The sequence below is a fragment of the Sphaerisporangium viridialbum genome, assembly GCF_049674955.1.
GTDB classification, from domain to species: Bacteria; Actinomycetota; Actinomycetes; order Streptosporangiales; family Streptosporangiaceae; genus Sphaerisporangium; species Sphaerisporangium viridialbum.
In genome coordinates this window covers 2,087,810-2,107,260 of sequence record NZ_CP187232.1, presented here as the reverse complement: position 1 = coordinate 2,107,260, position 19,451 = coordinate 2,087,810, and the positions used below count along the sequence as shown (strand labels likewise).

20 protein-coding genes are annotated in these 19,451 nt (G+C 69.4%); 4 read left to right on the top strand and 16 right to left on the bottom strand.

What is annotated here, in order from left to right:
- Positions 1–6: 6 nt before the first annotated feature.
- Positions 7–480 carry a ribonuclease HI gene (gene rnhA, locus ACOZ38_RS09430; protein WP_424529714.1) on the bottom strand — a complete coding sequence of 158 codons (474 nt, stop codon included), beginning with the start codon at positions 478–480 and terminating at the stop codon, positions 7–9.
- A 260-nt stretch (positions 481–740) separates the two neighbouring features.
- On the opposite strand from rnhA, the gene ACOZ38_RS09425 reads away from it, so the two are divergent.
- Entirely contained in the window at positions 741–995 is a 255-nt protein-coding gene (locus ACOZ38_RS09425; RefSeq protein ID WP_424529713.1) for a hypothetical protein, read from the top strand.
- 82 nt (positions 996–1,077) lie between these two features.
- Here ACOZ38_RS09425 and rlmN read toward each other — a convergent pair whose 3' ends face one another.
- The gene (rlmN, locus tag ACOZ38_RS09420; protein WP_424529711.1) at positions 1,078–2,178 is read right to left on the bottom strand and encodes a 23S rRNA (adenine(2503)-C(2))-methyltransferase RlmN; all 1,101 of its coding nucleotides are present in this window, start codon (positions 2,176–2,178) and stop codon (positions 1,078–1,080) included.
- Between the two features lie 108 nt (positions 2,179–2,286).
- Here rlmN and ACOZ38_RS09415 point away from each other — a divergent pair, with 108 nt between their 5' ends.
- Entirely contained in the window at positions 2,287–3,318 is a 1,032-nt protein-coding gene (locus tag ACOZ38_RS09415) for a suppressor of fused domain protein (protein WP_424529709.1), read from the top strand.
- Between the two features lie 6 nt (positions 3,319–3,324).
- Here the strand turns inward: ACOZ38_RS09415 and ACOZ38_RS09410 are convergent, their stop codons facing one another.
- The 6 genes from ACOZ38_RS09410 to ACOZ38_RS09385 all read right to left on the bottom strand — a co-directional run bounded on the left by ACOZ38_RS09410 (position 3,325) and on the right by ACOZ38_RS09385 (position 8,710).
- Positions 3,325–4,359: a phosphatidate cytidylyltransferase gene (locus ACOZ38_RS09410; protein WP_424529707.1), complete on the bottom strand. Its 1,035-nt coding sequence runs from the start codon at positions 4,357–4,359 to the stop codon at positions 3,325–3,327.
- Between the two features lie 137 nt (positions 4,360–4,496).
- Positions 4,497–5,054: a ribosome recycling factor gene (gene frr, locus ACOZ38_RS09405; RefSeq protein WP_405145438.1), complete on the bottom strand. Its 558-nt coding sequence runs from the start codon at positions 5,052–5,054 to the stop codon at positions 4,497–4,499.
- A 9-nt stretch (positions 5,055–5,063) separates the two neighbouring features.
- Positions 5,064–5,762, bottom strand: coding sequence for a UMP kinase (gene pyrH / locus ACOZ38_RS09400; protein WP_358547549.1), 699 nt, complete (start codon positions 5,760–5,762; stop codon positions 5,064–5,066).
- A 131-nt stretch (positions 5,763–5,893) separates the two neighbouring features.
- Positions 5,894–6,727, bottom strand: a complete 834-nt coding sequence (gene tsf, locus ACOZ38_RS09395) for a translation elongation factor Ts (RefSeq protein ID WP_424529705.1) — start codon at positions 6,725–6,727, stop codon at positions 5,894–5,896.
- A gap of 114 nt (positions 6,728–6,841) precedes the next feature.
- Positions 6,842–7,780, bottom strand: a complete 939-nt coding sequence (gene rpsB / locus ACOZ38_RS09390) for a 30S ribosomal protein S2 (protein WP_424529703.1) — start codon at positions 7,778–7,780, stop codon at positions 6,842–6,844.
- A 354-nt stretch (positions 7,781–8,134) separates the two neighbouring features.
- Complete coding sequence (locus ACOZ38_RS09385; RefSeq protein ID WP_405145432.1) at positions 8,135–8,710, bottom strand: ArsR/SmtB family transcription factor; 576 nt, start codon at positions 8,708–8,710, stop codon at positions 8,135–8,137.
- A gap of 233 nt (positions 8,711–8,943) precedes the next feature.
- Here ACOZ38_RS09385 and ACOZ38_RS09380 point away from each other — a divergent pair, with 233 nt between their 5' ends.
- Positions 8,944–10,176 carry an MFS transporter gene (locus tag ACOZ38_RS09380; protein WP_424529701.1) on the top strand — a complete coding sequence of 411 codons (1,233 nt, stop codon included), beginning with the start codon at positions 8,944–8,946 and terminating at the stop codon, positions 10,174–10,176.
- Here the strand turns inward: ACOZ38_RS09380 and ACOZ38_RS09375 are convergent.
- The gene (locus ACOZ38_RS09375; RefSeq protein WP_424529700.1) at positions 10,173–11,786 is read right to left on the bottom strand and encodes a CoA transferase; all 1,614 of its coding nucleotides are present in this window, start codon (positions 11,784–11,786) and stop codon (positions 10,173–10,175) included. The two genes, ACOZ38_RS09380 and ACOZ38_RS09375, sit on opposite strands and share 4 nt — an antisense overlap.
- A 718-nt stretch (positions 11,787–12,504) precedes the next feature.
- Between ACOZ38_RS09375 and ACOZ38_RS09370 the strand changes: the two genes are divergently transcribed.
- Positions 12,505–12,879, top strand: coding sequence for a M23 family metallopeptidase (locus ACOZ38_RS09370; protein WP_424529699.1), 375 nt, complete (start codon positions 12,505–12,507; stop codon positions 12,877–12,879).
- Positions 12,880–12,882: 3 nt separating this feature from the next.
- Here ACOZ38_RS09370 and dprA read toward each other — a convergent pair whose 3' ends face one another.
- The 7 genes from dprA to lepB (ACOZ38_RS09335) all read right to left on the bottom strand — a co-directional run bounded on the left by dprA (position 12,883) and on the right by lepB (ACOZ38_RS09335) (position 19,435).
- On the bottom strand, positions 12,883–14,181 hold the full coding sequence (gene dprA / locus ACOZ38_RS09365) for a DNA-processing protein DprA (RefSeq protein WP_424529698.1): 1,299 nt from the start codon (positions 14,179–14,181) through the stop codon (positions 12,883–12,885).
- Between the two features lie 86 nt (positions 14,182–14,267).
- Positions 14,268–15,809, bottom strand: a complete 1,542-nt coding sequence (locus tag ACOZ38_RS09360) for a YifB family Mg chelatase-like AAA ATPase (RefSeq protein ID WP_424529696.1) — start codon at positions 15,807–15,809, stop codon at positions 14,268–14,270.
- On the bottom strand, positions 15,810–16,163 hold the full coding sequence (locus ACOZ38_RS09355) for a YraN family protein (RefSeq protein WP_424529695.1): 354 nt from the start codon (positions 16,161–16,163) through the stop codon (positions 15,810–15,812).
- A 427-nt stretch (positions 16,164–16,590) separates the two neighbouring features.
- Complete coding sequence (locus ACOZ38_RS09350) at positions 16,591–16,914, bottom strand: DUF2469 domain-containing protein (protein ID WP_030511723.1); 324 nt, start codon at positions 16,912–16,914, stop codon at positions 16,591–16,593.
- A gap of 39 nt (positions 16,915–16,953) precedes the next feature.
- Entirely contained in the window at positions 16,954–17,649 is a 696-nt protein-coding gene (locus tag ACOZ38_RS09345; RefSeq protein WP_424529692.1) for a ribonuclease HII, read from the bottom strand.
- A 130-nt stretch (positions 17,650–17,779) separates the two neighbouring features.
- A complete protein-coding gene (lepB, locus tag ACOZ38_RS09340) occupies positions 17,780–18,409 on the bottom strand; it encodes a signal peptidase I (RefSeq protein WP_424529690.1) in 630 nt (209 codons plus the stop codon).
- Positions 18,410–18,556: 147 nt separating this feature from the next.
- Positions 18,557–19,435 (bottom strand): signal peptidase I, encoded by an 879-nt coding sequence (lepB, locus tag ACOZ38_RS09335; protein ID WP_405145419.1) that lies wholly within the window; start codon positions 19,433–19,435, stop codon positions 18,557–18,559.
- Between the last annotated feature and the right edge of the window lie 16 nt (positions 19,436–19,451).

Below are 19,451 nucleotides of genomic sequence, written 5' to 3'. Positions count from 1 at the left end.
TACGGGCTACTCACCTCGCAAGCTTTCGGCGCCGCGCCGGGCGAGGGCGTCGGCGCGCTCGTTCTCGGGGTGCCCGGCGTGGCCCTTGACCCAGATCCACTCCACGTCGTGACCCACGGTGGCCGTGTCCAGCCGCTGCCACAGGTCCACGTTCTTGACCGGCTGCTTGCCCGCGGTCATCCAGCCGTTGCGCTTCCAGCCGTGCACCCATTTGGTGATGCCGTTGCGGACGTACTGACTGTCGGTGTGCAGGCGTACGGTGACCGGCCGCGTGAGGCTCTCGAGCGCCATGATGGCGGCCATCAACTCCATACGATTGTTGGTCGTCTGGGCCTCGCCGCCATAGATCTCTTTCTCCGAGCGGCCATAACGCAGCACCGCGCCCCATCCACCCGGACCGGGATTGCCGCTGCAAGCGCCGTCGGTGTAGATGTCCACGGCCTTTCCGGCCGCCTTCTCCTGATCCTGCACAGCCGGCATGCGCTCCTGCCCATCGGTCTCACGGTCGGCATCAGTCTTACCATTCCATCCGCCCGCGCCACGACCCGTTCCAGGCCGCCGACCGGCCACGCGAGCGCCGGCGTCCAGCCGACATTTCGGCTGATTCGGGCATGCCACCAATATCTGGACTTCGTCCACGGATAAGCCGGGGTCACAGGAAGTGGCTTCCCGCCGTTGCCGCCAGGAGCTTGGCATAAGTTCGAGAGCCGAAAACCTGTTCCGTCGGCAGGAGTATGCCCATGGAGAGCTCGGACGGCCGGGTTCTGGTCATTGTTGTCATCGCGACGGTTCTGTTCGTCGTGGGGCGGCGCTTTCAGCGGACGGTGGACACGTGGGCGGGGTGGGGGAAGGCGGTGAAGACCGCCGCGGAGGCGACGGCGAAGATCCCGGACGCGAAGTCCGCGGCGTGGGCGGCATTACGGCGCATGGTCGTGATCGGCGCCGGGACCCTGGCCCTGCTGGCGTTGATCGCGAACGCGTTCCGTTACATCTGAGGCCGTCTCCCGATCACATCCGCGACCGTCGCTCAACGCGAACACCGCCGGTACGGAAGTCGTGGCGGCGGCGTCCGGCCGGCTATGCCTCGGGGGCGGCGGCGAGCTGGCCGCAGGCGCCGTCGATCTCACGGCCTCGGGTGTCGCGTACGGTGACGGCCACGCCGTGGGACTCCAGGCGGCGGACGAAGGCACGCTCGTCCTCGGGCCGGGAGGCCGTCCACTTGGAGCCGGGGGTCGGGTTGAGCGGGATCAGGTTGACGTGCACCAGCTTGCCCTTGATCAGCCGGCCCAGCAGGTCGGCCCGCCACTCCTGGTCGTTGATGTCCTTGATCAGGGCGTACTCGATCGAGACGCGCCGCTTGGTCTTGGCCGAGTAGCTCCAGGCCGCGTCCAGCACCTCGCCGACCTTCCAGCGGGTGTTGACGGGCACCAGCGTGTCGCGCAGCTCGTCGTCGGGGGCGTGCAGGGAGACGGCCAGCGTCACCGGCAGACCTTCGTTGGAGAGCTTCTCGATCGCCGGCACCAGGCCGACCGTGGAGACCGTGACGCCTCTGGCGGAGATGCCCAGCCCCTCGGGAGCGGGGTCGACGATGCGGCGGACGGCGCCGATCACGGCCTTGTAGTTGGCCAGCGGCTCGCCCATGCCCATGAAGACGATGTTGCTCACCCGGCCGGGGCCGCCGGGCACCTCGTCACGGGCCAGCGCGCGGGCGCCCGCCACGACCTGCTCGACGATCTCGGCCGTCGACATGTTGCGGGTCAGCCCGGCCTGTCCGGTGGCGCAGAAGGGGCAGTTCATACCGCAGCCGGCCTGGGAGGACACGCACATGGTCACGCGGTCGGGGTAGCGCATCAGCACCGACTCGACCAGCGCGCCGTCGAAGAGCCGCCACAGGGTCTTACGGGTGGTGCCTTCGTCGCAGGTGATCTCGCGGACCGAGGTCAGCAGACTGGGCATCAGCTGTGTCACCAGCTGGTCGCGCGACGCGGCCGGAAGATCGGTCATGTGCTCGGGCTCGGTGGTCAGCCGCTCGAAGTAGTGCCGGGACAGCTGGTCGGCGCGGAAGGGCTTCTCGCCCAGCTCGGCGACGGCCGTACGGCGCTCCGCCATCGACAGGTCGGCCAGGTGACGCGATGGCTTTGCCCGTCGGGGGGCGACAAAAGTTAGCTCGGCGGACATGTCCTTCTCTTAACGGTTTGCCGGAAGCTGCACTGGACAGCCATTCCGTGTGATCTATTGCGATCCTCGGCCGAACGGGGAGACGTCCACCGGAAAGGCGGATGAGCGTTGGGCACCACCGATGTCGTTCTCACCGACACCAGCCCCTACGGCAGTCGCGCGGTGACCGTCGAATACGACGGGGTGTCTTCGGTAGCTTACCTGCGGGATGCCGAAGGCGGGATCCACGGGGCCGTGTGGCTGGCCAACCATGTGCAGGCGCCCTCTTCCGTCGATCTGGGCCGGGTCGGCACCGGCCAGGCTCCCGTGATGCCCGTCGCGAACACCCGCTCCCCCGAGGGCACGCCGCCGTTCACGGCCGGCGAGCTGGAGGTGCTGTGGTTCGAGGAGGGCGACGGAGCCGCCCTGTACCGCAACGGCGAGCTCCTGGCGGTCATTCCCGGCTGGTCCGATCTTGAGCGCGGGATGCCCGGCTACGCCAGAGACGCCGTCGGGGAGTCCCCGTTCGCCTGGTCCCTGCAGGAGGCGCTCGAAGGGCTCGCGCCGAGGATCGCCAAGGCCCGCTCCTACTGGGAATGGCGGGACGGCGACGGCGCCTGGCCGTCGTTCCAGCAGTTCGTGATGAGCCACCTGGACGCCAGGGTCGGCCCGGCCGCGAGGTACTGGGACATCGGCGGCGACCGGCTGCCGACCGTGGGCATCACCGAACGCCCGCGGAACGGCTACACGATGCTCTCGACGGTCGGCATGAGCTGCCAGCGCATGCCCACGGTGGAGCAGTACATCGAACGGCCGGACACCTACGCCCGCATAGAGCTCGCGATCGCCACGCGCGGGGAGGCGACGGAGGCGGCACAGCTGTTCCTCTGGCTGGCACGCTACCCCTGGCACTCGGTCACCTGGCTGGGGCACGGCCACACCGCCCGGTGGTACCGCGAGCCGGCGTCCTTCCCGCTGGGCCCGGGCTACCACGGGGTGCTGATGCTCGACACAGTGCCGGGCTTACCCGACCTGTCCGGCTTCGCCTTGGGGGGCGACGAGGTCCGCTGGCTCTGGCTGGTGCCCGTCACCGACCAGGAGCTCCAGATCGCCGCCGAGCAAGGCCACCAGGCGCTTTCGCTCTCCGGGCGCATCCCCTGATAAGGCTCACATCGGTACGAAGACCGCCAGGAGCAGCCAGACCGGCACCAGAGTGGCCAGCAGGGAGTCGAGGCGGTCCATCAGACCGCCGTGGCCCGGGAGCAGGTTGCCCATGTCCTTGATGCCGAGATCGCGCTTGATGACCGACTCGACCAGGTCACCGAGGGTGGCGCACACGGCCACCACCGCGCCCACCACGGCGCCCTGCCAGAACTGGCCCTCCAGCAGGAACCGCACGAGCAGCGCGCCGCAGACGACGCAGGCCAGCACCGACCCGGCGAACCCCTCCCAGGTCTTCTTGGGACTGATGACCGACATCTTGTGCCTGCCGAACAGGATGCCCGCGAAGTAACCGCCGATGTCGCTGCACACGGTGACGGCGATGAAGATGACCACCCGGTCGGCCCCGTCGGACTTGGACAGCATCAGCGGGACGAACCCGGCGATCAACGCGGGATACACCGATGTCAGGACGCTCGCGGCGGCGTCACGGACGTACCCCTCCTGGCCCTGGAACATCCTCCAGCTGAGCAGAGTGAGCACGGTGAGCGTGAAGGCGCCCAGCAGCCAGATCGGGCCGCCCCAGTAAGCGCCGGCGACCATGGCGACGAAGCCCGCCAGCACCAGCCGCACCGGCACGTGCATGTCACGGACGGCGAACGCGCGGACCATCTCGACGATGCCGATGCCGACCGCCGCCACGAGCACCAGGAGGAACAGGGCCTTGACGGTGTAGAGCGACCCGATGACGGCGGCGCCGAGGGCGACGCCCACGCCGATCGCCGCGGGGAGGTTGCGGCCCGTACGGATGCGGCCCGGCCTGGCGGCGGCCCCCGGAAGATCGCCCGGTGAGCCCGCGGGGTCGGGAGGATCTTCGGAACCCTGGGGGCCGGCGGCAGGCGGAAGGCCCCCGCCGGCGCCTCCGGGACGGCCGCCGGGAACCTCGGGCGGACGCTCGTCAGACCAATGGCCTCGGCCCGGCCCGGTTCCGTCCGCCGCCGTACCTTCCACAGTGATCTCACTCTCGTACCCGTCAACCACGCTCGGCGGCCCACTCTGCCAGTACCGCCGGGCGGCGGGGAGGGAGCGCGGTGGGCCCGAACGCGGCGAAGGCGCTCCCACCCGCGGCTAACACCGGAGTGGAAGCGCCTCGACCTGACCTGCGACTGCTACCACGCTCAGACTTCGAGCAGCTCGGATTCCTTGTGCTTCAGCAGCTCGTCGATCTTGGCGACGTGCTTCTGGGTGAGGTCGTCGAGCTCCTTCTCGGCCCGGCGGACCTCGTCCTCACCGGCTTCGCCATCCTTGATCATCTTGTCAAGGGTCTCCTTGGCATGGCGGCGGATGTTGCGCACCGAGACCTTGCTGCTCTCGGCCTTGTTCCTCGCGACCTTGATGTACTCCCTGCGGCGCTCCTCCGACAGCTCGGGGAACACCACGCGGATCACCGCGCCGTCGTTGCCGGGGTTCACCCCGAGGTCGCTGTCACGGATCGCCTTCTCGATGGCGGTCATCGAGCCCTTGTCGTAGGGCTGGAGGATGACCATGCGGGCCTCGGGAACATGGAACGAGGCAAGCTGCTGCACCGGTGTCGGCGACCCGTAGTAGTCGACATTGATCTTGTTGAACATGGAGGGACTGACCCTGCCGGTGCGGATCGCCGCGAAGTCCTCCTTGGCGACTCCGACCGCCTTGTCCATCTTCTCCTCGGCTTCGAAGAGGGTTTCCTCGATCACAGCGGCTCCCTATTTCCCTGCCGGACTCACCAGCGTGCCGATCTTTTCACCGCGGACCGCCCGCAGAATGTTCCCCTCGCCCATCAGGTCGAAGACGACGATGGGCAGGCCGTTGTCCATGCACAGACTGATCGCCGTGGCGTCCATGACCCCGAGGCCCCGCGTGAGGACCTCGCTGTAGTCAAGTTGGTCGAAGCGTACGGCATCGGGGTTCTTGCGGGGGTCTGAGTCATAGACCCCGTCGACCTGGGTGCCCTTGAGCAGCGCCTCCGCGCCGATCTCCAGAGCGCGCTGGGCGGCGCAGGTGTCGGTGGAGAAGAACGGCGAGCCGAGCCCGGCGCCGAAGATGACCACGCGGCCCTTCTCCAGATGGCGGATGGCCCGCCGGGGCAGGAACGGCTCGGCGACCTGCTGCATCGTGATGGACGTCTGCACGCGCGTCTCGATGCCGCGCTTCTCCAGGAAGTCCTGGAGTGCGAGACAGTTGATGACGGTGCCGAGCATGCCCATGTAGTCGGCCCGGGCGCGGTCCATGCCGCGCTCGGAGAGCGCGGCGCCGCGGAACATGTTGCCGCCGCCCACGACGACCGCGACCTGGACTCCCTCACGCACGGCCTCGGCGACCGAGTCGGCGAGCTTGGCGACCACCACGGGGTCGATGCCCAGCGGCTCGGCGCCCGCGAACGCCTCGCCGGACAGCTTCAACATGACGCGCTTCCACCGGAGCGGCCAGTTGTACGACGAAGCCGCCGACGCAGCGGGTTGTTGGTTCTCCTGCACGACGGCGGCCTCCTCGGCGATGTTTACGAAGCTGGTCAGATCCCTCTTTGGGGCTAAGCCTATGCCTGACCGACCTTGTAGCGGGCGAAGCCCAGGACCTTGACGCCCGCCTCGGACGCGACCTTGGCGATCGTCTTCTTGGGGTCCTTGACGAAGGACTGCTCAAGAAGGGTGAAGTCCTTGTACCAGCCGTTGATGCGGCCATCGACGATCTTGCCGATCGCGGCCTCCGGCTTGCCCTCCTCGCGGGTCATCTGCTCGAAGACCGTGCGCTCCTTCTCGACCACGTCGGCCGGGACGGAGTTGGGGCTGAGGTACTTCGGGGCCATCGCGGCGGTGTGCTGGGCGATGTCCTTCGCGACCTCGGGGTTCGGGGTGTCGAGCTGGACCAGCACGCCGACGGTCGGGGGAAGCTGCGGGTCGGTCTTGTGCATGTAGGAGGCGACGAAGCCACCCTCGAGCACGACGAAACGGCGGACCTCGATCTTCTCGCCGAGCGCGGCGTTGGCCTCGTCGAGGTGCTCCTTGACGGTCTTGCCGTCGAGGTCGGACTCGAGCAGGCTCGGCACGTCGGACGGCCGGGCCGCGAGGACGTGGTCGACGACCCGGGCGGCCAGCTCCTGGAAGCGCTCACCCTTCGCGACGAAGTCGGTCTCGCAGTTGAGCTCGAGCAGGGCGCCGAGCGCCTCGCCCTCGTGCTTGACGGCGATCAGGCCGTTGGAGGCGGTGCGCGCCTCGCGCTTGCCGACGTCCTTGGCGCCCTTGACGCGCAGGATGTCGACGGCCTTGTCGAAGTCACCCTCGGACTGCTCAAGCGCCTTCTTGCAGTCCATCATGCCGGCGGCGGTCGCCTCACGAAGCCGCTTGACGTCGGCCATGTTCACGGAAGCCATTGTCTTTTCCTCGTCGAGTCGTCGTGGATCGGGTGGGTGCGCCCTGACTGGCGCACCCACCCGGAAGAGCCTTGCTTGCCGTACGAATGGTGCCCGTACGGTCTGGCGCGGGTCTCAGGCCTGCTGCTCGGTGCCCTCGGCGGCCTCGGCCTCGGGGGCGGCGGCCTCAGGAGCCTCGGCGGCCTCGGCGGCGGGGGCGGCCTCCTCCGCGGGGGCCTCCTCGGCGGCGGGAGCCTCAGCGGCGACAGCGGCCTCGGCGGGGGCGGCTTCCTCGTCACGGGCGAGCAGCTCGCGCTCCCACTCGGCCAGCGGCTCGGCGACGGCGGCACCGGACGGCTTGTCGTCGCCGCGGTTCGCACCGGCGCGGGACATCAGGCCGTCGGCGACCGCGTCGGCGACCACCCGGGTGAGCAGGCTGACGGCGCGGATGGCGTCGTCGTTGCCCGGAATCGGGTAGTCGACCTCGTCGGGGTCGCAGTTGGTGTCGAGGATCGCGACGACCGGGATGTTGAGCTTGCGGGCCTCGCTGATCCCGATGTGCTCCTTCTTGGTGTCCACGATCCAGACCGCGCTGGGAACGCGGGCCATGTCACGGATGCCGCCGAGGGTGCGCTCGAGCTTGTCCTTCTCGCGGCGGCGCATCAGGAGCTCCTTCTTGGTGAGCCCGGAGCCTGCCACGTTGTCGAAGTCGAGCTCCTCGAGCTCCTTCAGGCGCTGAAGCCTCTTGTGCACGGTGGAGAAGTTGGTGAGCATGCCACCCAGCCAGCGCTGGTTGACGTACGGCATGCCGACCCGCGCGGCCTGCTCGGCGATGGCCTCCTGGGCCTGCTTCTTGGTGCCGATGAACAGGATGGTGCCGCCGTGGGCGACGGTCTCCTTGATGAAGTCGTAGGCGCGGTCGATGAACGCCAGCGACTTCTGCAGGTCGATGATGTAGATGCCGTTGCGCTCGGTGAGGATGAAGCGCTTCATCTTCGGGTTCCAGCGACGGGTCTGGTGCCCGAAGTGAACACCGCTTTCCAGCATCTGTCGCATGGTGACGACGGGGGCCATGAGTATGGTCCTCCTGGGTAGAGCGCCGTGAAGGCGCATGCCTCGGTTGTATGCGGGAGCCTGCGGCTTCCGCCCTGACGCCCTGAGTCGTCCCATCCGGATCAGGACCCGGACCGAGAGGACGATTCGCCTGTGGGCGTGCGAAGTCGGCCCGTCTGACGGGCCACCAAAAAGTGTACCCGGAACCCGGCAACGCCCAGCCCACCGGGCAAGCTTCCTTCCCGTGACCACACCCCCGCCACCCCGCCCCGGACGCGATCGGCCCCGGTAGCCGGAGACGAACCGAATCCCAGCGGCCTCAGGGCCGGCTGGAGATCGACCTGGGCCCCGGCGGCCGCGCGTGCTCGCCGGAGACTAACCCGGGTGGCGGGGGAAGAGCTGGATGATCCCTTGGACGAGGCGGGCGTCCGGTGGCGCCTCCTCCGACGATCGCGACTTGGCCAGGTACGGCAGCAGGATCTCGGTCACCTGCCGGCCCAGGTCCGCCAGCTCGTCGGCGTTCGCCCGCAGGAGCATGTGGTTGAGTGTCGCGGCCTGCCGCCATTCCCTGGACTCGCGCACGCTGCCCGCGAGGTAGCGCAGCAGGTCGTCCGTCAGCCCGCCCACGACCGTCCTGGTGAGCACGTTCTTGGCCTCGGCAAGCTCCGGGGTGAGCTCGTCGGGCTCTGCGACGGTGAACCCCCGGTGCGGCGCCCGCCACATCCGTTCCCTGCCGTCCCCGCGTGGCGGCGCGTCCTCCACGAACCCGTACTTGGCGAGCATGCGCAGGTGGTAGCTGCACGCGCTCGGAGAGAGCCCGACGATCTCGGCGCACTCGGTCGCCGTCGCGGGGCCCTCCAGCTGTAACCGCTTGAGGATGGCCAGCCTGGCCGGATGCGCCAGCGCCCGCATGGCACGCGGGTCCTCGACCAGCTGATTCTGCTGACTCATAAGACGAACGCTAACCCGTCATCCCACCCGATCCTCCCCACCAGCCACCCTAAGTCCCACTTCCCCCAGGCTCCCGCCACGGACGAGCCGGCCCTCGATCGACAAGCGGCCCCCACCCCCGGCAGCCGAGCACCTCGCCTACCGCCGATCAAGCTCGGTCAGCTGCTCGATGCCCGAAATGCGGATGGCGTGAAAGGTAGCTTTCATAATTGTGAAGCGTTACCTTCATATTCATGGCCGAATGTATCCCCCTGCGGCGGCAGCGCGACTACCGGTTGCTGTGGTCCGCGCGTGCGGTCTCCGAGACCGGCACCGAGATCTCCCGCCTCGCCGTCCCCCTGACGGCCGCCGCCCTGCTGGACGCCACGCCCGTGCAGATGGGCCTGCTCACGGCGGCCACGACGCTGCCGTACCTGCTGATCGGCCTGCCCGCCGGCGCGTACGTCGACCGTCTCGCCAGGCACCGTCCGGTCCTGGTGGGGTGCGAGGCCGTCTCGGCGCTCGCCGTGCTGACCGCGCCGCTCGCCTGGCTGACCGGGTTGCTGACGGTGCCGTGGCTGATCACGGTCGCCCTGACGGTGGGGGTCTGCTCCGTCCTTTACCGGACGGCCTCGCTCCCCCACCTGTCCAGCGTCGTCGCCCACCATCAGCGGACGGCCGCCATCGCCGGATTCCAGAGCGTCTACTCCACCGCGAGCGTCTGCGGACCCGGTTTGGCCGGGCTCCTCGTACAAGCGCTGAGCGCCCCTCTGGCCCTGGTGGTCGACGCGGCGTCGTTCCTCGTGTCCGCCGTGTGCCTGCGTTCGATCCGGTCTCCCGAGAAGGCCGAGGCCGCCGTCCCGCGAGGAAGCCTTCTGACGGACATCCGCGAGGGCCTGCGGACGGTGATGAGCCACCACGTCCTACGGGCGCTGATCGGCACCGGGGTGATCCTCAACTTCGCGTCGGCCGGCCAGATGGCCTTGTACGTCCTGTTCGCCGTGAAGATCCTCGGGCTGCCCGCCGGGGTGGTGGGACTGCTGACGGCCTCCTTCGGTGTCGGCGGTCTCACGGGTGCGACCGTGGCGCCTCGGCTCGCTGCCCGTTTCACCGAGAACCGCGTCCTTCTGGGAGCCGTCGTCGTCTTCCCGCTCGAATTCGTGGCACTGGCCTCGGCGCACGGCGCGCCCTCGGTACTGGTGCCGCTGCTCATGATCGCCTACGCGCTCAGCGGCCTCGCCACGGTGATGTTCAGCGTCTGCTACGGGGCCATCCAGCTGCGGGAGTCCCCACCCGAGCTGCTCGGCCGGGTCAACGCCGTCATGACGGTCGCGACCATGGGCGTCATGACACTCGGCGGAGTCGTGGGCGGGGTGCTCGGCGAGGTCATCGGCCTGCGCCCCACCCTGTGGGCCTGCGCCGCGATCGTCCTGCCCGCGATCCTGATCGTCTGGTTCTCCCCTGTCCGGCGCGCGGTCGCGGTCTAGAGCCACGCCGGCGGATGCGCTCCCCGGCGCGGCGGCGGCGACGACCAGTACGGCCTGACGCCACCGACCCTGCCCGGTGCCCTGACGTAGGTCAGCCTGCCGAACGGACTGTCCATCTCCTCCAGCAGATCAGCCACTTCCTCCCCGATCAGACCGGCAACCGCCTTCACCTGGCGATCGTGGACTCCCCCGCCCGGCAGAAGGCCGGCTTCCCTGTCCAGCGCGTCGCCGGACCTTCGCTCGGAGTGACCGGTACTGCCAACACGGCCGAGCCCGTCCAGCCAGAGTGCGGTGCGGGCCAGGGCCACCTCGACGTGCCAGGAACCCCCCTCGGCCTCCCGCCGCAGCAGCCCGGCGATCGCCCCGAGCGCGGCGAGCCAGCCGGTGGCATGATCGAGGACCTGGGCGGGCAACGGCACGGGCCTCTGGCCCGCTCCCCCTTCGTGGGCGATACCGCACGCCATCTGCACCAGGCTGTCGAACCCGCGCCGCCCCGCCCACGGGCCGCGCGAGCCGTACGCGGAGATGTCGACGCAGATGATCCCTGGCCTGATGGCGGCCAGTTCCTCTGGACCGAAGCCCAGCGCCGCGAGCGCTCCCGGCCGGTACGACTGGACGACGACGTCCGCGCCCGCCACCAGCTCTCTGAACCTCGCGGCCCCGGCCTCGGTACGCAGGTCAAGCTCGCAGGACCGCTTCCCGAACGCCGTACTGATCACCAGCCCCGGCACCTCAGGGAGATGAGCGGCTCCAACGCGCAGCACCTCGGCCCCGTAGGCCGCCAGTGTCCGGGTCGCCACCGGGCCCGCGATCACCCGAGTGAGGTCCACCACCCGAACCCCCTCCAGCCACCGCCCCTCCCTAACGGCAGCACCGTCACGCCCACCAGAGCCGCACTCGGCCCCGGCGGAAACAAGGCCACCGGCGCCAACCCCGGCCGCCGCACCGCCGAGTGGATCGAGGCCAACCCCGGCCCCGGCACGAGCAAGATCTCCCGTACCCGCCTCGGCCCCGACACGACCGAGACGGTCGAGACCGATGAGGGGCAGTTCCGCGACGGCCCGGCCCTGCGGATGGGCCTGCCATTCCGACCGGCTTCGCATCGCGGCCGCGCATCCACCCGCCTCCGTCACGGCCTGCTCGATGTCCTGCGCTGTACGGCGGGCACAAGCCTCGGCGAGGTCGGCTTCGTCGGCACCGGAAGAGAGATCGAGGACGTGAAGCGCGGCGTCCCGATGATGGTCGAAGTTGCAGTGCAGCCGGACCCATCCGTCGGCCGTGCGATAGTCGCCGGACAGCGGCGCCCACCCGACGGCCGTCTTCCCGTCGACGCGGAAGTAACGCTCATCCCGGAACGCGACAGCCGACTCGCGAACTTCCGTGGCAACCTCGACTTCGTCTCCGTCGCCACGCTCAGCGCCGCCCCCATCCGGCCCGGCACGCAGCAGCGCGACGGCGGCGGCTACCGCGCCCACGCAAGCCGCAGCCGCCGTTCCGACCTTGAAGGTGGACGGCAGGACCGGATCCTGCCCTGTCACGTGGACCGGAGGCAGCTCAACGCCTACCTCGGCACCCAGTTCCTCGATGACCTTGCCGACACCGCAGACCATCCGGGCACCCTCTCCCAGCGCGCCACATATACCCCGTACCACCAACCTGGCGAGGCCCTCCACGCTATGCACAGGCATACGCACAGCCCGAACACAGGGCCTGCTGCACTGAACCCTGTGCTCAGGACCTCGTGCACAGGACCTCATGGACAGGACCTCATGCACAGGACCCCATGGACAGGACCCCATGCACAGGACCTCATGGACAGGACCTCATGGACAGGACCTCATGGACAGGACCTCGTGCACTGAATCCTGTACTCAGAATCTCGTGCCCAAAGGCTTATGCACAGAACGACGCTCGGCCGCTCGGGGCCCGGTCGCTCCAGACCAGTGTGCTCCTGTGCGACTTTTCGAGATCCGGCTGCTGGTGGTGTTTCTCCTCACGCTTGCCTCCACATCGGCGGCTCCCCCAGCACGTGGCGCAGCCGCAGCCGCCACCACCCCCAGCCCCGGTCCTCCAGCGTCCCTGCCGCCCGTCCCCCTCACACGCGTCGGCCCCACACTGGCCCCCCTCACCCCCAGCGGCCAGCACTCCGTACACCCGAGAACGGTCGATCAGAGCCTCTCGACCACCGACTCCGGTTTTCCGGCCAGCCCGTCAAGGTCGACTGGCCCGGGCATGCCTGGCACCCCGGACAACGGTCTCAAGGGCTCCGGCCTGCCTGGTCCAACACGGCCTCGGTGGCGGCTGCCGCTTGATGGGGCTCCGGAGATCATGCGCCGCTTCGCTCCACCCGCGCAGGTGTGGCTCCGGGGTCATCGGGGAGTGGACCTCGCGGCCCGGCCGGGTCAGGCGGTCAGGGCGGCCGGTGCGGGCGTCGTGGGGTACGCCGGACCGCTCGCCGGACGAGGTGTGGTGATGATCGTCCACCCCGGAGGACTCCGCACCACGTACCTGCCCGTTAACGCGTCGGTCCGGCGCGGGCAGACGGTCGAGCTCGGGGATGTGATCGGCCACGTCGAGACGAGTGCCGGCCACTGCCCCGCATCCTGCCTGCACTGGGGCCTGATCGACGAGGGCCGCTACCTCGACGCCCTCCTCCTGATCGGCCTCGGCCAGGTACGCCTCCTCCCCCGATGGCCCCGCTAAGTGCTACTTGCCTCGGCGGAGGCGCCAGCCTCGGTCTACGCGTTCTACGTATCCGGCGGCGGCGAGGGCTCCGAGGCAGCGCAGCACCGTCAGGAGGTCGACGCCGGCCGTGACGGCGATCGTCGCGGGTCCGGTGCCGAGCCGCGCGGGCACCGCCTCCAGGACGCTGCGGGTCTCGTCGTCAAGCGCGTCCCGTGGCAGCACGGGCCCCCTCGGCTCCGGAGCGAGATCTTCGCCGATCGCTCCGACCAGCTCGATGAGCTCGCGAGCCGATGTCACGCACACGGCCTCCGCCCTTCGGATCAGCCGGTGGCACCCGGCGGAGTTCTCCGAGGTCACCGGGCCGGGCACGGCCGCGAGGTGGCGTCTCAGGCTGATGGCATGGCCGGCGGTGTTGAGTGCTCCGCTGCGCAGGGCCGCCTCGACGACCACAGTGCCTCGGGACAGCGCTGCGATGATCCGGTTGCGCACGAGAAAGCGCAGCCGCGTGGGCCGGACACCCAGAGGGCACTCGCTGACGACCACGCCTCTCCCCCGGATCGCACTGAACAGATCTTGGTTGGCGGCGGGGTACGCGATGTCGGTGCCACAGGCCAGCACCGCGACGGTCCGCGCGGCACCTGCCAGAGCGCCTCGGTGCGCCGCCGCGTCCACTCCGTAGGCGCCACCCGAGATGACCGTCCAGCCCGCCTCGCTCAGGCCGGCACCCAGCTCCGCGGCGACGTGGGTGCCATAGGGCGTGGCCGCCCTGGACCCCACCACGGCCACGGAGCGAAGGCAGGAGAAGCGGAGATCGGCGTTTCCGTGGAGCCAGAGGCCCAACGGCCGTTCAGCTCCGAGATCGTCGAGCTGAGTGGGCCACTCCAGATCACCTGGAACGATCAGGCGGGCACCCAGGTGTTCACCCTCGGTGAGGTCCGCGATCGGATCGGCCGCCGGAAGGCGTGCCCGCCACGCTCCCAGGATGCGATCGATGTCGGGTGGCCGCCCCTTCCTGGCCGTCAAGTCCTCGACGAACCCGGGATCGAGCCGCCCCGACCGCACCTGCCCAAGGGCTCCCTCGGGACCGTAGGCGGCGACGAGCCTGCCCATCACGCCGTCTCCCGCGTCCGCCACCCGCATGAGGGTCACCCTGGCCAGCCGCCCGGCATCCCACCGGAGGCCGCCGCCCCTCCCGGCCTCCCCAGGGGTGCCGCCCCTCTCGGTGGCCTCGCCAGGAGTGCCGGGACGGAGGCCGGTGCCGGCGTGGAGGTTGGGGGCGTGATCGCGGACGGCGGTGGGTTCACGGTCGGTGCTGGGCATGGGGTTCGGGGTGGTGCCGGGGGTTCCGTTAGCGAGGGGGGTTTGGTGAGAGCTGGAATCTTCGTGTGGGTTTGGGGAGGTGGTGTTCATTCGGCGCCCAGCCACAGGCTCAGGGCGGTGCTGGTCTCGGCCACGTCGGGTTTGACCTTGCCGAGGAGGTCGGCGAGGGTCCAGGAAACTCGTATGACACGGTCGAGGCCGCGGGCACTCAGCTCTCCGGTGTCCAGACACCGGTAGAGGGGCGACATCGCGGACGGGGACAGCCGGTATTCGCCGTGCAGGACCGCAGTGGGGATCTCGGCGTTGCACCTCCACGGCGTGCCCGCCAACCGCTTGAGCGTGCGCTCACGGGCCATCGAGACACGCTCGGCCACGACCGCGCTGGGCTCGATGAACTGGCGGTCGGACAGCAGCTCGCGCCGGGTCGAGCGTGCGAGCCGCACCTTGACGTCGATGCGATCGATCAGCGGCCCCGAGAGGCGGGCGAGGTAACGTCTGCGCTGGTGGGGCGTGCACTGGCAAGGGCTCTCTGGCGTGGACGGCTGGGCGCACGGGCAGGGGTTCGCGGCCAGGACCAGCATGAATCGGGCGGGAAACGACACCGTGCCCGCGGCCCGCGCCACGGTGACCTGTCCGGACTCCAGCGGCTGGCGGAGCGAGTCGAGAACGCGGGACGGGAATTCGGGCGCCTCGTCGAGGAACAGGACCCCTCTGTGGGCGAGGGAGACGGCTCCTGGCCGGATCACGCCGCTGCCCCCGCCCACGATGGCGGCGATCGTCGCCGTGTGATGTGGCGCCATGAACGGCGGGTGCCTCAGCAGCGGGCGCCCCGGCGGCAGGACTCCCGCGACCGAATGGATGGCGGTGACCTCCAGCGCCTGGTCGCGGCCGAGCGCCGGGAGCAGGGTGGGCAGCCGCTCGGCGAGCATGGTCTTGCCGGTGCCGGGCTGCCCCATCATCCAGAGGTTGTGACCGCCCGCGGCGCACACTTCGAGGGCACGGCGAGCCATGGCCTGCCCGGCGACGTCCGACAGGTCGGGTGAAGGGCCCATGTGCGGATCGGCCGGCGGCGAGAGGTCGGCGGTGTCGGGCAGCGTGGGCATGTGGGCCGGATCGCCACTGCGCAGCCACTCGACCAGCTCGGCGAGGGTGAGCACCGGCACCACGGTCACACCCGGCACGAGCCCGGCCTCCGCGGCGTTCGCCACAGGGACCACCACGCAGTCGGCCCCCGCCTCGGCCGCCGCCACCACCGCGGGCAGGACACCGCGCACGGGTTTGACGGTGCCGTCGAGCCCCAGCTCCCCGAGGAAAAACGGGAGGGAGACGCGCTGCCTCGGGACCAGGCCCGCCGCCCCGAGCAACGCGATCGCGATCGCGAGATCGAACAGGCTCCCGCGTTTGGGCAGGCTGGCGGGGAAGAGGCTGATGGTGACCCGTGCGTCCGGCCAGGCGTACCTGCTGTTGATCACTGCTGAGCGGACGCGGTCACGGGCCTCGCTCAGGGCGGTGTCGAGCATGCCGATCAGGGTGACCCCCGCGATGCCGTGGCCCACGTCGGCTTCCACCTCGACCACGTGGCCGCTCACCCCGACCAGCGCCACGCAGCGCGTGCGGGCGACGGCCATCTAGGACACTCCCCGGTCGTGCCGGATGGAGAACTCTCCGGCGAACCGCTCCAGTGCGATCACGTCGATGCGGACCGAGGCGAACCACTCGGGCTGGCCGCTAAGCCACCTGGCCGCCAGCGTGCGGAGCCGCGCGAGCTTCGCCGGTGTCACGGCCTCGAACGCGGTGCCGTGACTGCGGCCCGAGCGGGTCTTGACCTCCACGACCGCGAGAACGGGCCCGTCACGGGCCAGAATGTCGATCTCACCCTCGGGGCAACACCAGTTGCGCTCCAGGATCTGCAGACCTGCTGCCCGCAGGTAATCGACGGCGAGCTGCTCGCCGTGCCTTCCAAGCTCGTGCGTCGCGGCCATGGGACCACCTCCGGTCCCGACGTTCGCGCACGCCACGCGGTCGCCCGGCTACAGAACCGGGCTCTGTGGACAAGAAGGCCCGGCCGAACGGCCTGTGGACGACCGCCCAAGGGTCGGGCCCCTGTGGACGGCCCCAGAGCTCAGGCGCATCCAGCCAGGTGAAAGGGGGTTTCCAAGATCACCGGCTCCGCTGCCCGAAGAAAGCGGGCCGGACGCGTCGGCCGACCCTGTGGAAAAGGCCTCGCGACCCGACGGTGAGCCGCTAGCGACCCAGCGGCGACCCGGACTTCGAAGACCGGTCGAGAACGCCGCGAGCTGGTCGCCCGCGCGTGGGACCTTCGCGCCATAGCCTGTGGACCGACCCCGGGCGCGAACCAGCACTTCACCATGGCCCTACGGAGTCGACCCAGTGGCTCATCACCTGAGATCAGCTGGAGAAGCCCTCCTTGGGCATCTCCAGGTCGGGCTTGGCCAGTTCTTCGACGTTGACGTCCTTGAACGTGACGACACGGACGTTCTTGACGAACCTCGCAGGACGGTACATGTCCCACACCCAGGCATCCTGCATCTTTACGTCGAAGAAGACATCGCCGTTCTCGGCGGTGCGCACGTCGAGATCGACGGAGTTGGTCAGGTAGAAGCGCCGCTCGGTCTCAACGACATAGGTGAACAAGCCGACCACATCGCGGTACTCCCGGTAGAGCTGCAACTCCATCTCGGTCTCGTATTTCTCGAGATCCTCTGCGCTCATCCCGGTCCTCCACTTCCCTTCCTCCCCCGGCGCGACCAATCAGGCGACACCGGCCCCCACCCCATTCTCGCCTATCTCCGTGCCAGGTCCTGACCGCACCACCGAGTTCACTGTTACAAAGGAGAACCGATGATGCGGACTGGGGCCGTGAGCGGCGAGTGCTCGCCGGTGCCCGAGCGTGACGTACCCCTTGTGCTCGGCGAAGCCGTACTGGGGATACAGGTCGTCCAGCGAGATCATCATGCGGTCCCTGGTCACCTTGGCGACGATGGACGCCGCCGCCACGCACGCCGAGACCTGGTCACCCTTCCACACGGCCAGAGACGGCGCGGGCAGGCCGGGCACCGGGAACCCGTCGATCAGAACGTACCCGAGATCGCAGCCGAGACCGGCGACGGCCCGCCGCATCCCGGCGATGTTGCACTTGTGCAGGCCGCGCGCGTCGATCTCCTCGGGCGGGATCACCACGACCTGCACCGCCCGCGCGGTCGCGAGGATGCGGTCGTGGAGCACCTCGCGCCGGGCGGGAGTGAGCAGCTTGGAGTCCGCCAGCCCGTCGATCTCGGATCCGAGCACGACCGCGGCCACCACCAGCGGACCGGCGCATGCTCCGCGGCCCGCCTCGTCGACCCCGGCGACCGGGGACAGGCCACGTCGTGCGAGCGCGCGCTCGTACCCGTAGAGCCCTGAGTCCCGCCGTACGACGCTGGGGCGCGGGCGAAAAAGAACAGTCATAAGACAGGCGGCTCGGCGCCCCGCCGCGAGGGAACGGACCTGCGCGAGAGTCGAGCCCCCTGGCCGATCAACGGCGATACGAGCGCGACCATGCGCCCAAGCCTACGCCCCAATCGGCCGGAGGGGTACGCTATCGCACCTTTGAGAACGTCTCGGGAACCGGCAATGTGCTCATCCGCGACAGCGGCCAGTAGAGCGCGAAGGCTCTGCCGATCACGTCGCCGGTGGAGATCGTGCCGTGGAACCCGTCGTCCATGAAGGCGCGGGAGTCCTCCGAGGCCGCGCGATGGTCTCCCATCAGCCACAGCCGGCCCTTGGGAACGGTGATGTCGAACTTCTTCTGCGAGGGGAAGTCCTGCGGGTTGAGATAGGACTCCTCGTCGAGCGGCACCCCGTTGACCGTGATGCGCCCCTTGGCGTCACAGCACTTCACGTGGTCACCGCCGATGCCGATGACTCGTTTGATCGTGGTGGTGCCGTCCCAGCCCTTGAAGACGACCACCTCGCCACGCCCGAGGTCACCGGACAGCCGGTTGACGATCACCCTGTCGTTGATCAGCAGGGTGTCCTCCATGGACTCCGACGGGATCCAGAAGGAGTCCAGAACGAACAGGCGCACCAGGACCGCGACGGCCACCCCGCCGAGCACCAGCAGGACCGACTCCCGCCAGCCGGACTTCTTGGCACCCTTGGACTCGTCCTCCGGGGCGGACGTGCCCTGCACGTCCTCGGGCTCCGGCTTCTCCTCGATGACGCTCATAGAACCGCGGGGCACACCACTGGGGGGAGGAAGCCCCTTCTCCTTCGTTCTGGTGGGGGGGATGACCACGACGCCGCGCGACGGCTGGGCGGCCGTCAGGGGGCCGGGAAGGGCCCTTCCCTGACAGCGCCGGCCCGGAGGCGAAGGTCAGTAGGAACGACCGCCGGCCCTGTCGAGCACGCGCCGGCGCAGCCGTATGAGGGGGAACGCTCCGGCGAAGCCCAGCAGCAGCGGCGAGGCGCCGCCGACCATGGCGGCGGTCTTCAGCGCGGCCTGGTTGAAGGTGTCGGGGATCGGCAGCGTCGTCGCGCGGGAGAACGGCCACACGATGACGAAGGCCCGCCCGACCACCTTGTCCGCGGGGATCGCCCCGCCGCCGGGATCGCCCTGGTGGGAACGGGAGTCGTAGGAGACCGAGCGGTGGTCGCCCATCACCCACAGACGGCCCTTCTCCACCTTGATCTCGAAGAACTTCTGCGACGGCTGATCGTCCGGGTAGAGATAGGCCTTCTCTTCGAGGGGAACGCCGTTCACGGTCACGCGGCCCTGGGTGTCGCAGCACTTGACCGTGTCTCCGGGAACGCCGATGACGCGCTTGATGTAGTCCTTCTCGCCCGGGACCACGCCGAAGGCCGTGCCGACCCAGCGGAAGAAGCCCGCCACGGGGTTGGACGGCTCCGGCACCTGGATCTCGCTGGCCCAGGAGTCGACGCCCGAGAACACGACGACGTCACCGCGCTCGATGTCACGGGTGTGGTACACGAGCTTGTTGACAAGCACCCTGTCGTTGACCAGCAGGGTGTTCTCCATGGACTCGGATGGGATGTAGAAGGCCTGGATCACGAAGCTCTTGATGATGAGCGCCAGGACCAGCGCGACCACCACCAGAACAGGTAGCTCGCGCCAGAAGGAACCCTTTTTCCCCTTGCCGTCTTTGGCTGTCGACTTGGTGTCTTCCGCGACCACGTCTACCTCGTCCTCGACGGGGCGGCGCGGACCGCCGGCCCCCTGGCCATCGCTAGTCATCGCTGTCGAGCCTAAA

Excerpts from the sequence above, each read along its gene's own strand:
- rnhA (WP_424529714.1), bottom strand. The coding sequence starts at position 480 with ATGCCGGCTGTGCAGGATCAGGAGAAGGCGGCCGGAAAGGCCGTGGAC.
- ACOZ38_RS09425 (WP_424529713.1), top strand. The coding sequence starts at position 741 with ATGGAGAGCTCGGACGGCCGGGTTCTGGTCATTGTTGTCATCGCGACG.
- rlmN (WP_424529711.1), bottom strand. The coding sequence starts at position 2,178 with ATGTCCGCCGAGCTAACTTTTGTCGCCCCCCGACGGGCAAAGCCATCG.
- pyrH (WP_358547549.1), bottom strand. The coding sequence starts at position 5,762 with ATGTTGAAGCTGTCCGGCGAGGCGTTCGCGGGCGCCGAGCCGCTGGGC.
- tsf (WP_424529705.1), bottom strand. The coding sequence starts at position 6,727 with ATGGCTTCCGTGAACATGGCCGACGTCAAGCGGCTTCGTGAGGCGACC.
- rpsB (WP_424529703.1), bottom strand. The coding sequence starts at position 7,780 with ATGGCCCCCGTCGTCACCATGCGACAGATGCTGGAAAGCGGTGTTCAC.
- ACOZ38_RS09385 (WP_405145432.1), bottom strand. The coding sequence starts at position 8,710 with ATGAGTCAGCAGAATCAGCTGGTCGAGGACCCGCGTGCCATGCGGGCG.
- ACOZ38_RS09380 (WP_424529701.1), top strand. The coding sequence starts at position 8,944 with ATGGCCGAATGTATCCCCCTGCGGCGGCAGCGCGACTACCGGTTGCTG.
- ACOZ38_RS09375 (WP_424529700.1), bottom strand. The coding sequence starts at position 11,786 with ATGGTCTGCGGTGTCGGCAAGGTCATCGAGGAACTGGGTGCCGAGGTA.
- ACOZ38_RS09370 (WP_424529699.1), top strand. The coding sequence starts at position 12,505 with ATGCGCCGCTTCGCTCCACCCGCGCAGGTGTGGCTCCGGGGTCATCGG.
- dprA (WP_424529698.1), bottom strand. The coding sequence starts at position 14,181 with ATGCCCAGCACCGACCGTGAACCCACCGCCGTCCGCGATCACGCCCCC.
- ACOZ38_RS09360 (WP_424529696.1), bottom strand. The coding sequence starts at position 15,809 with ATGGCCGTCGCCCGCACGCGCTGCGTGGCGCTGGTCGGGGTGAGCGGC.
- ACOZ38_RS09355 (WP_424529695.1), bottom strand. The coding sequence starts at position 16,163 with ATGGCCGCGACGCACGAGCTTGGAAGGCACGGCGAGCAGCTCGCCGTC.
- ACOZ38_RS09350 (WP_030511723.1), bottom strand. The coding sequence starts at position 16,914 with ATGAGCGCAGAGGATCTCGAGAAATACGAGACCGAGATGGAGTTGCAG.
- ACOZ38_RS09345 (WP_424529692.1), bottom strand. The coding sequence starts at position 17,649 with ATGACTGTTCTTTTTCGCCCGCGCCCCAGCGTCGTACGGCGGGACTCA.
- lepB (WP_424529690.1), bottom strand. The coding sequence starts at position 18,409 with ATGAGCGTCATCGAGGAGAAGCCGGAGCCCGAGGACGTGCAGGGCACG.
- lepB (WP_405145419.1), bottom strand. The coding sequence starts at position 19,435 with ATGACTAGCGATGGCCAGGGGGCCGGCGGTCCGCGCCGCCCCGTCGAG.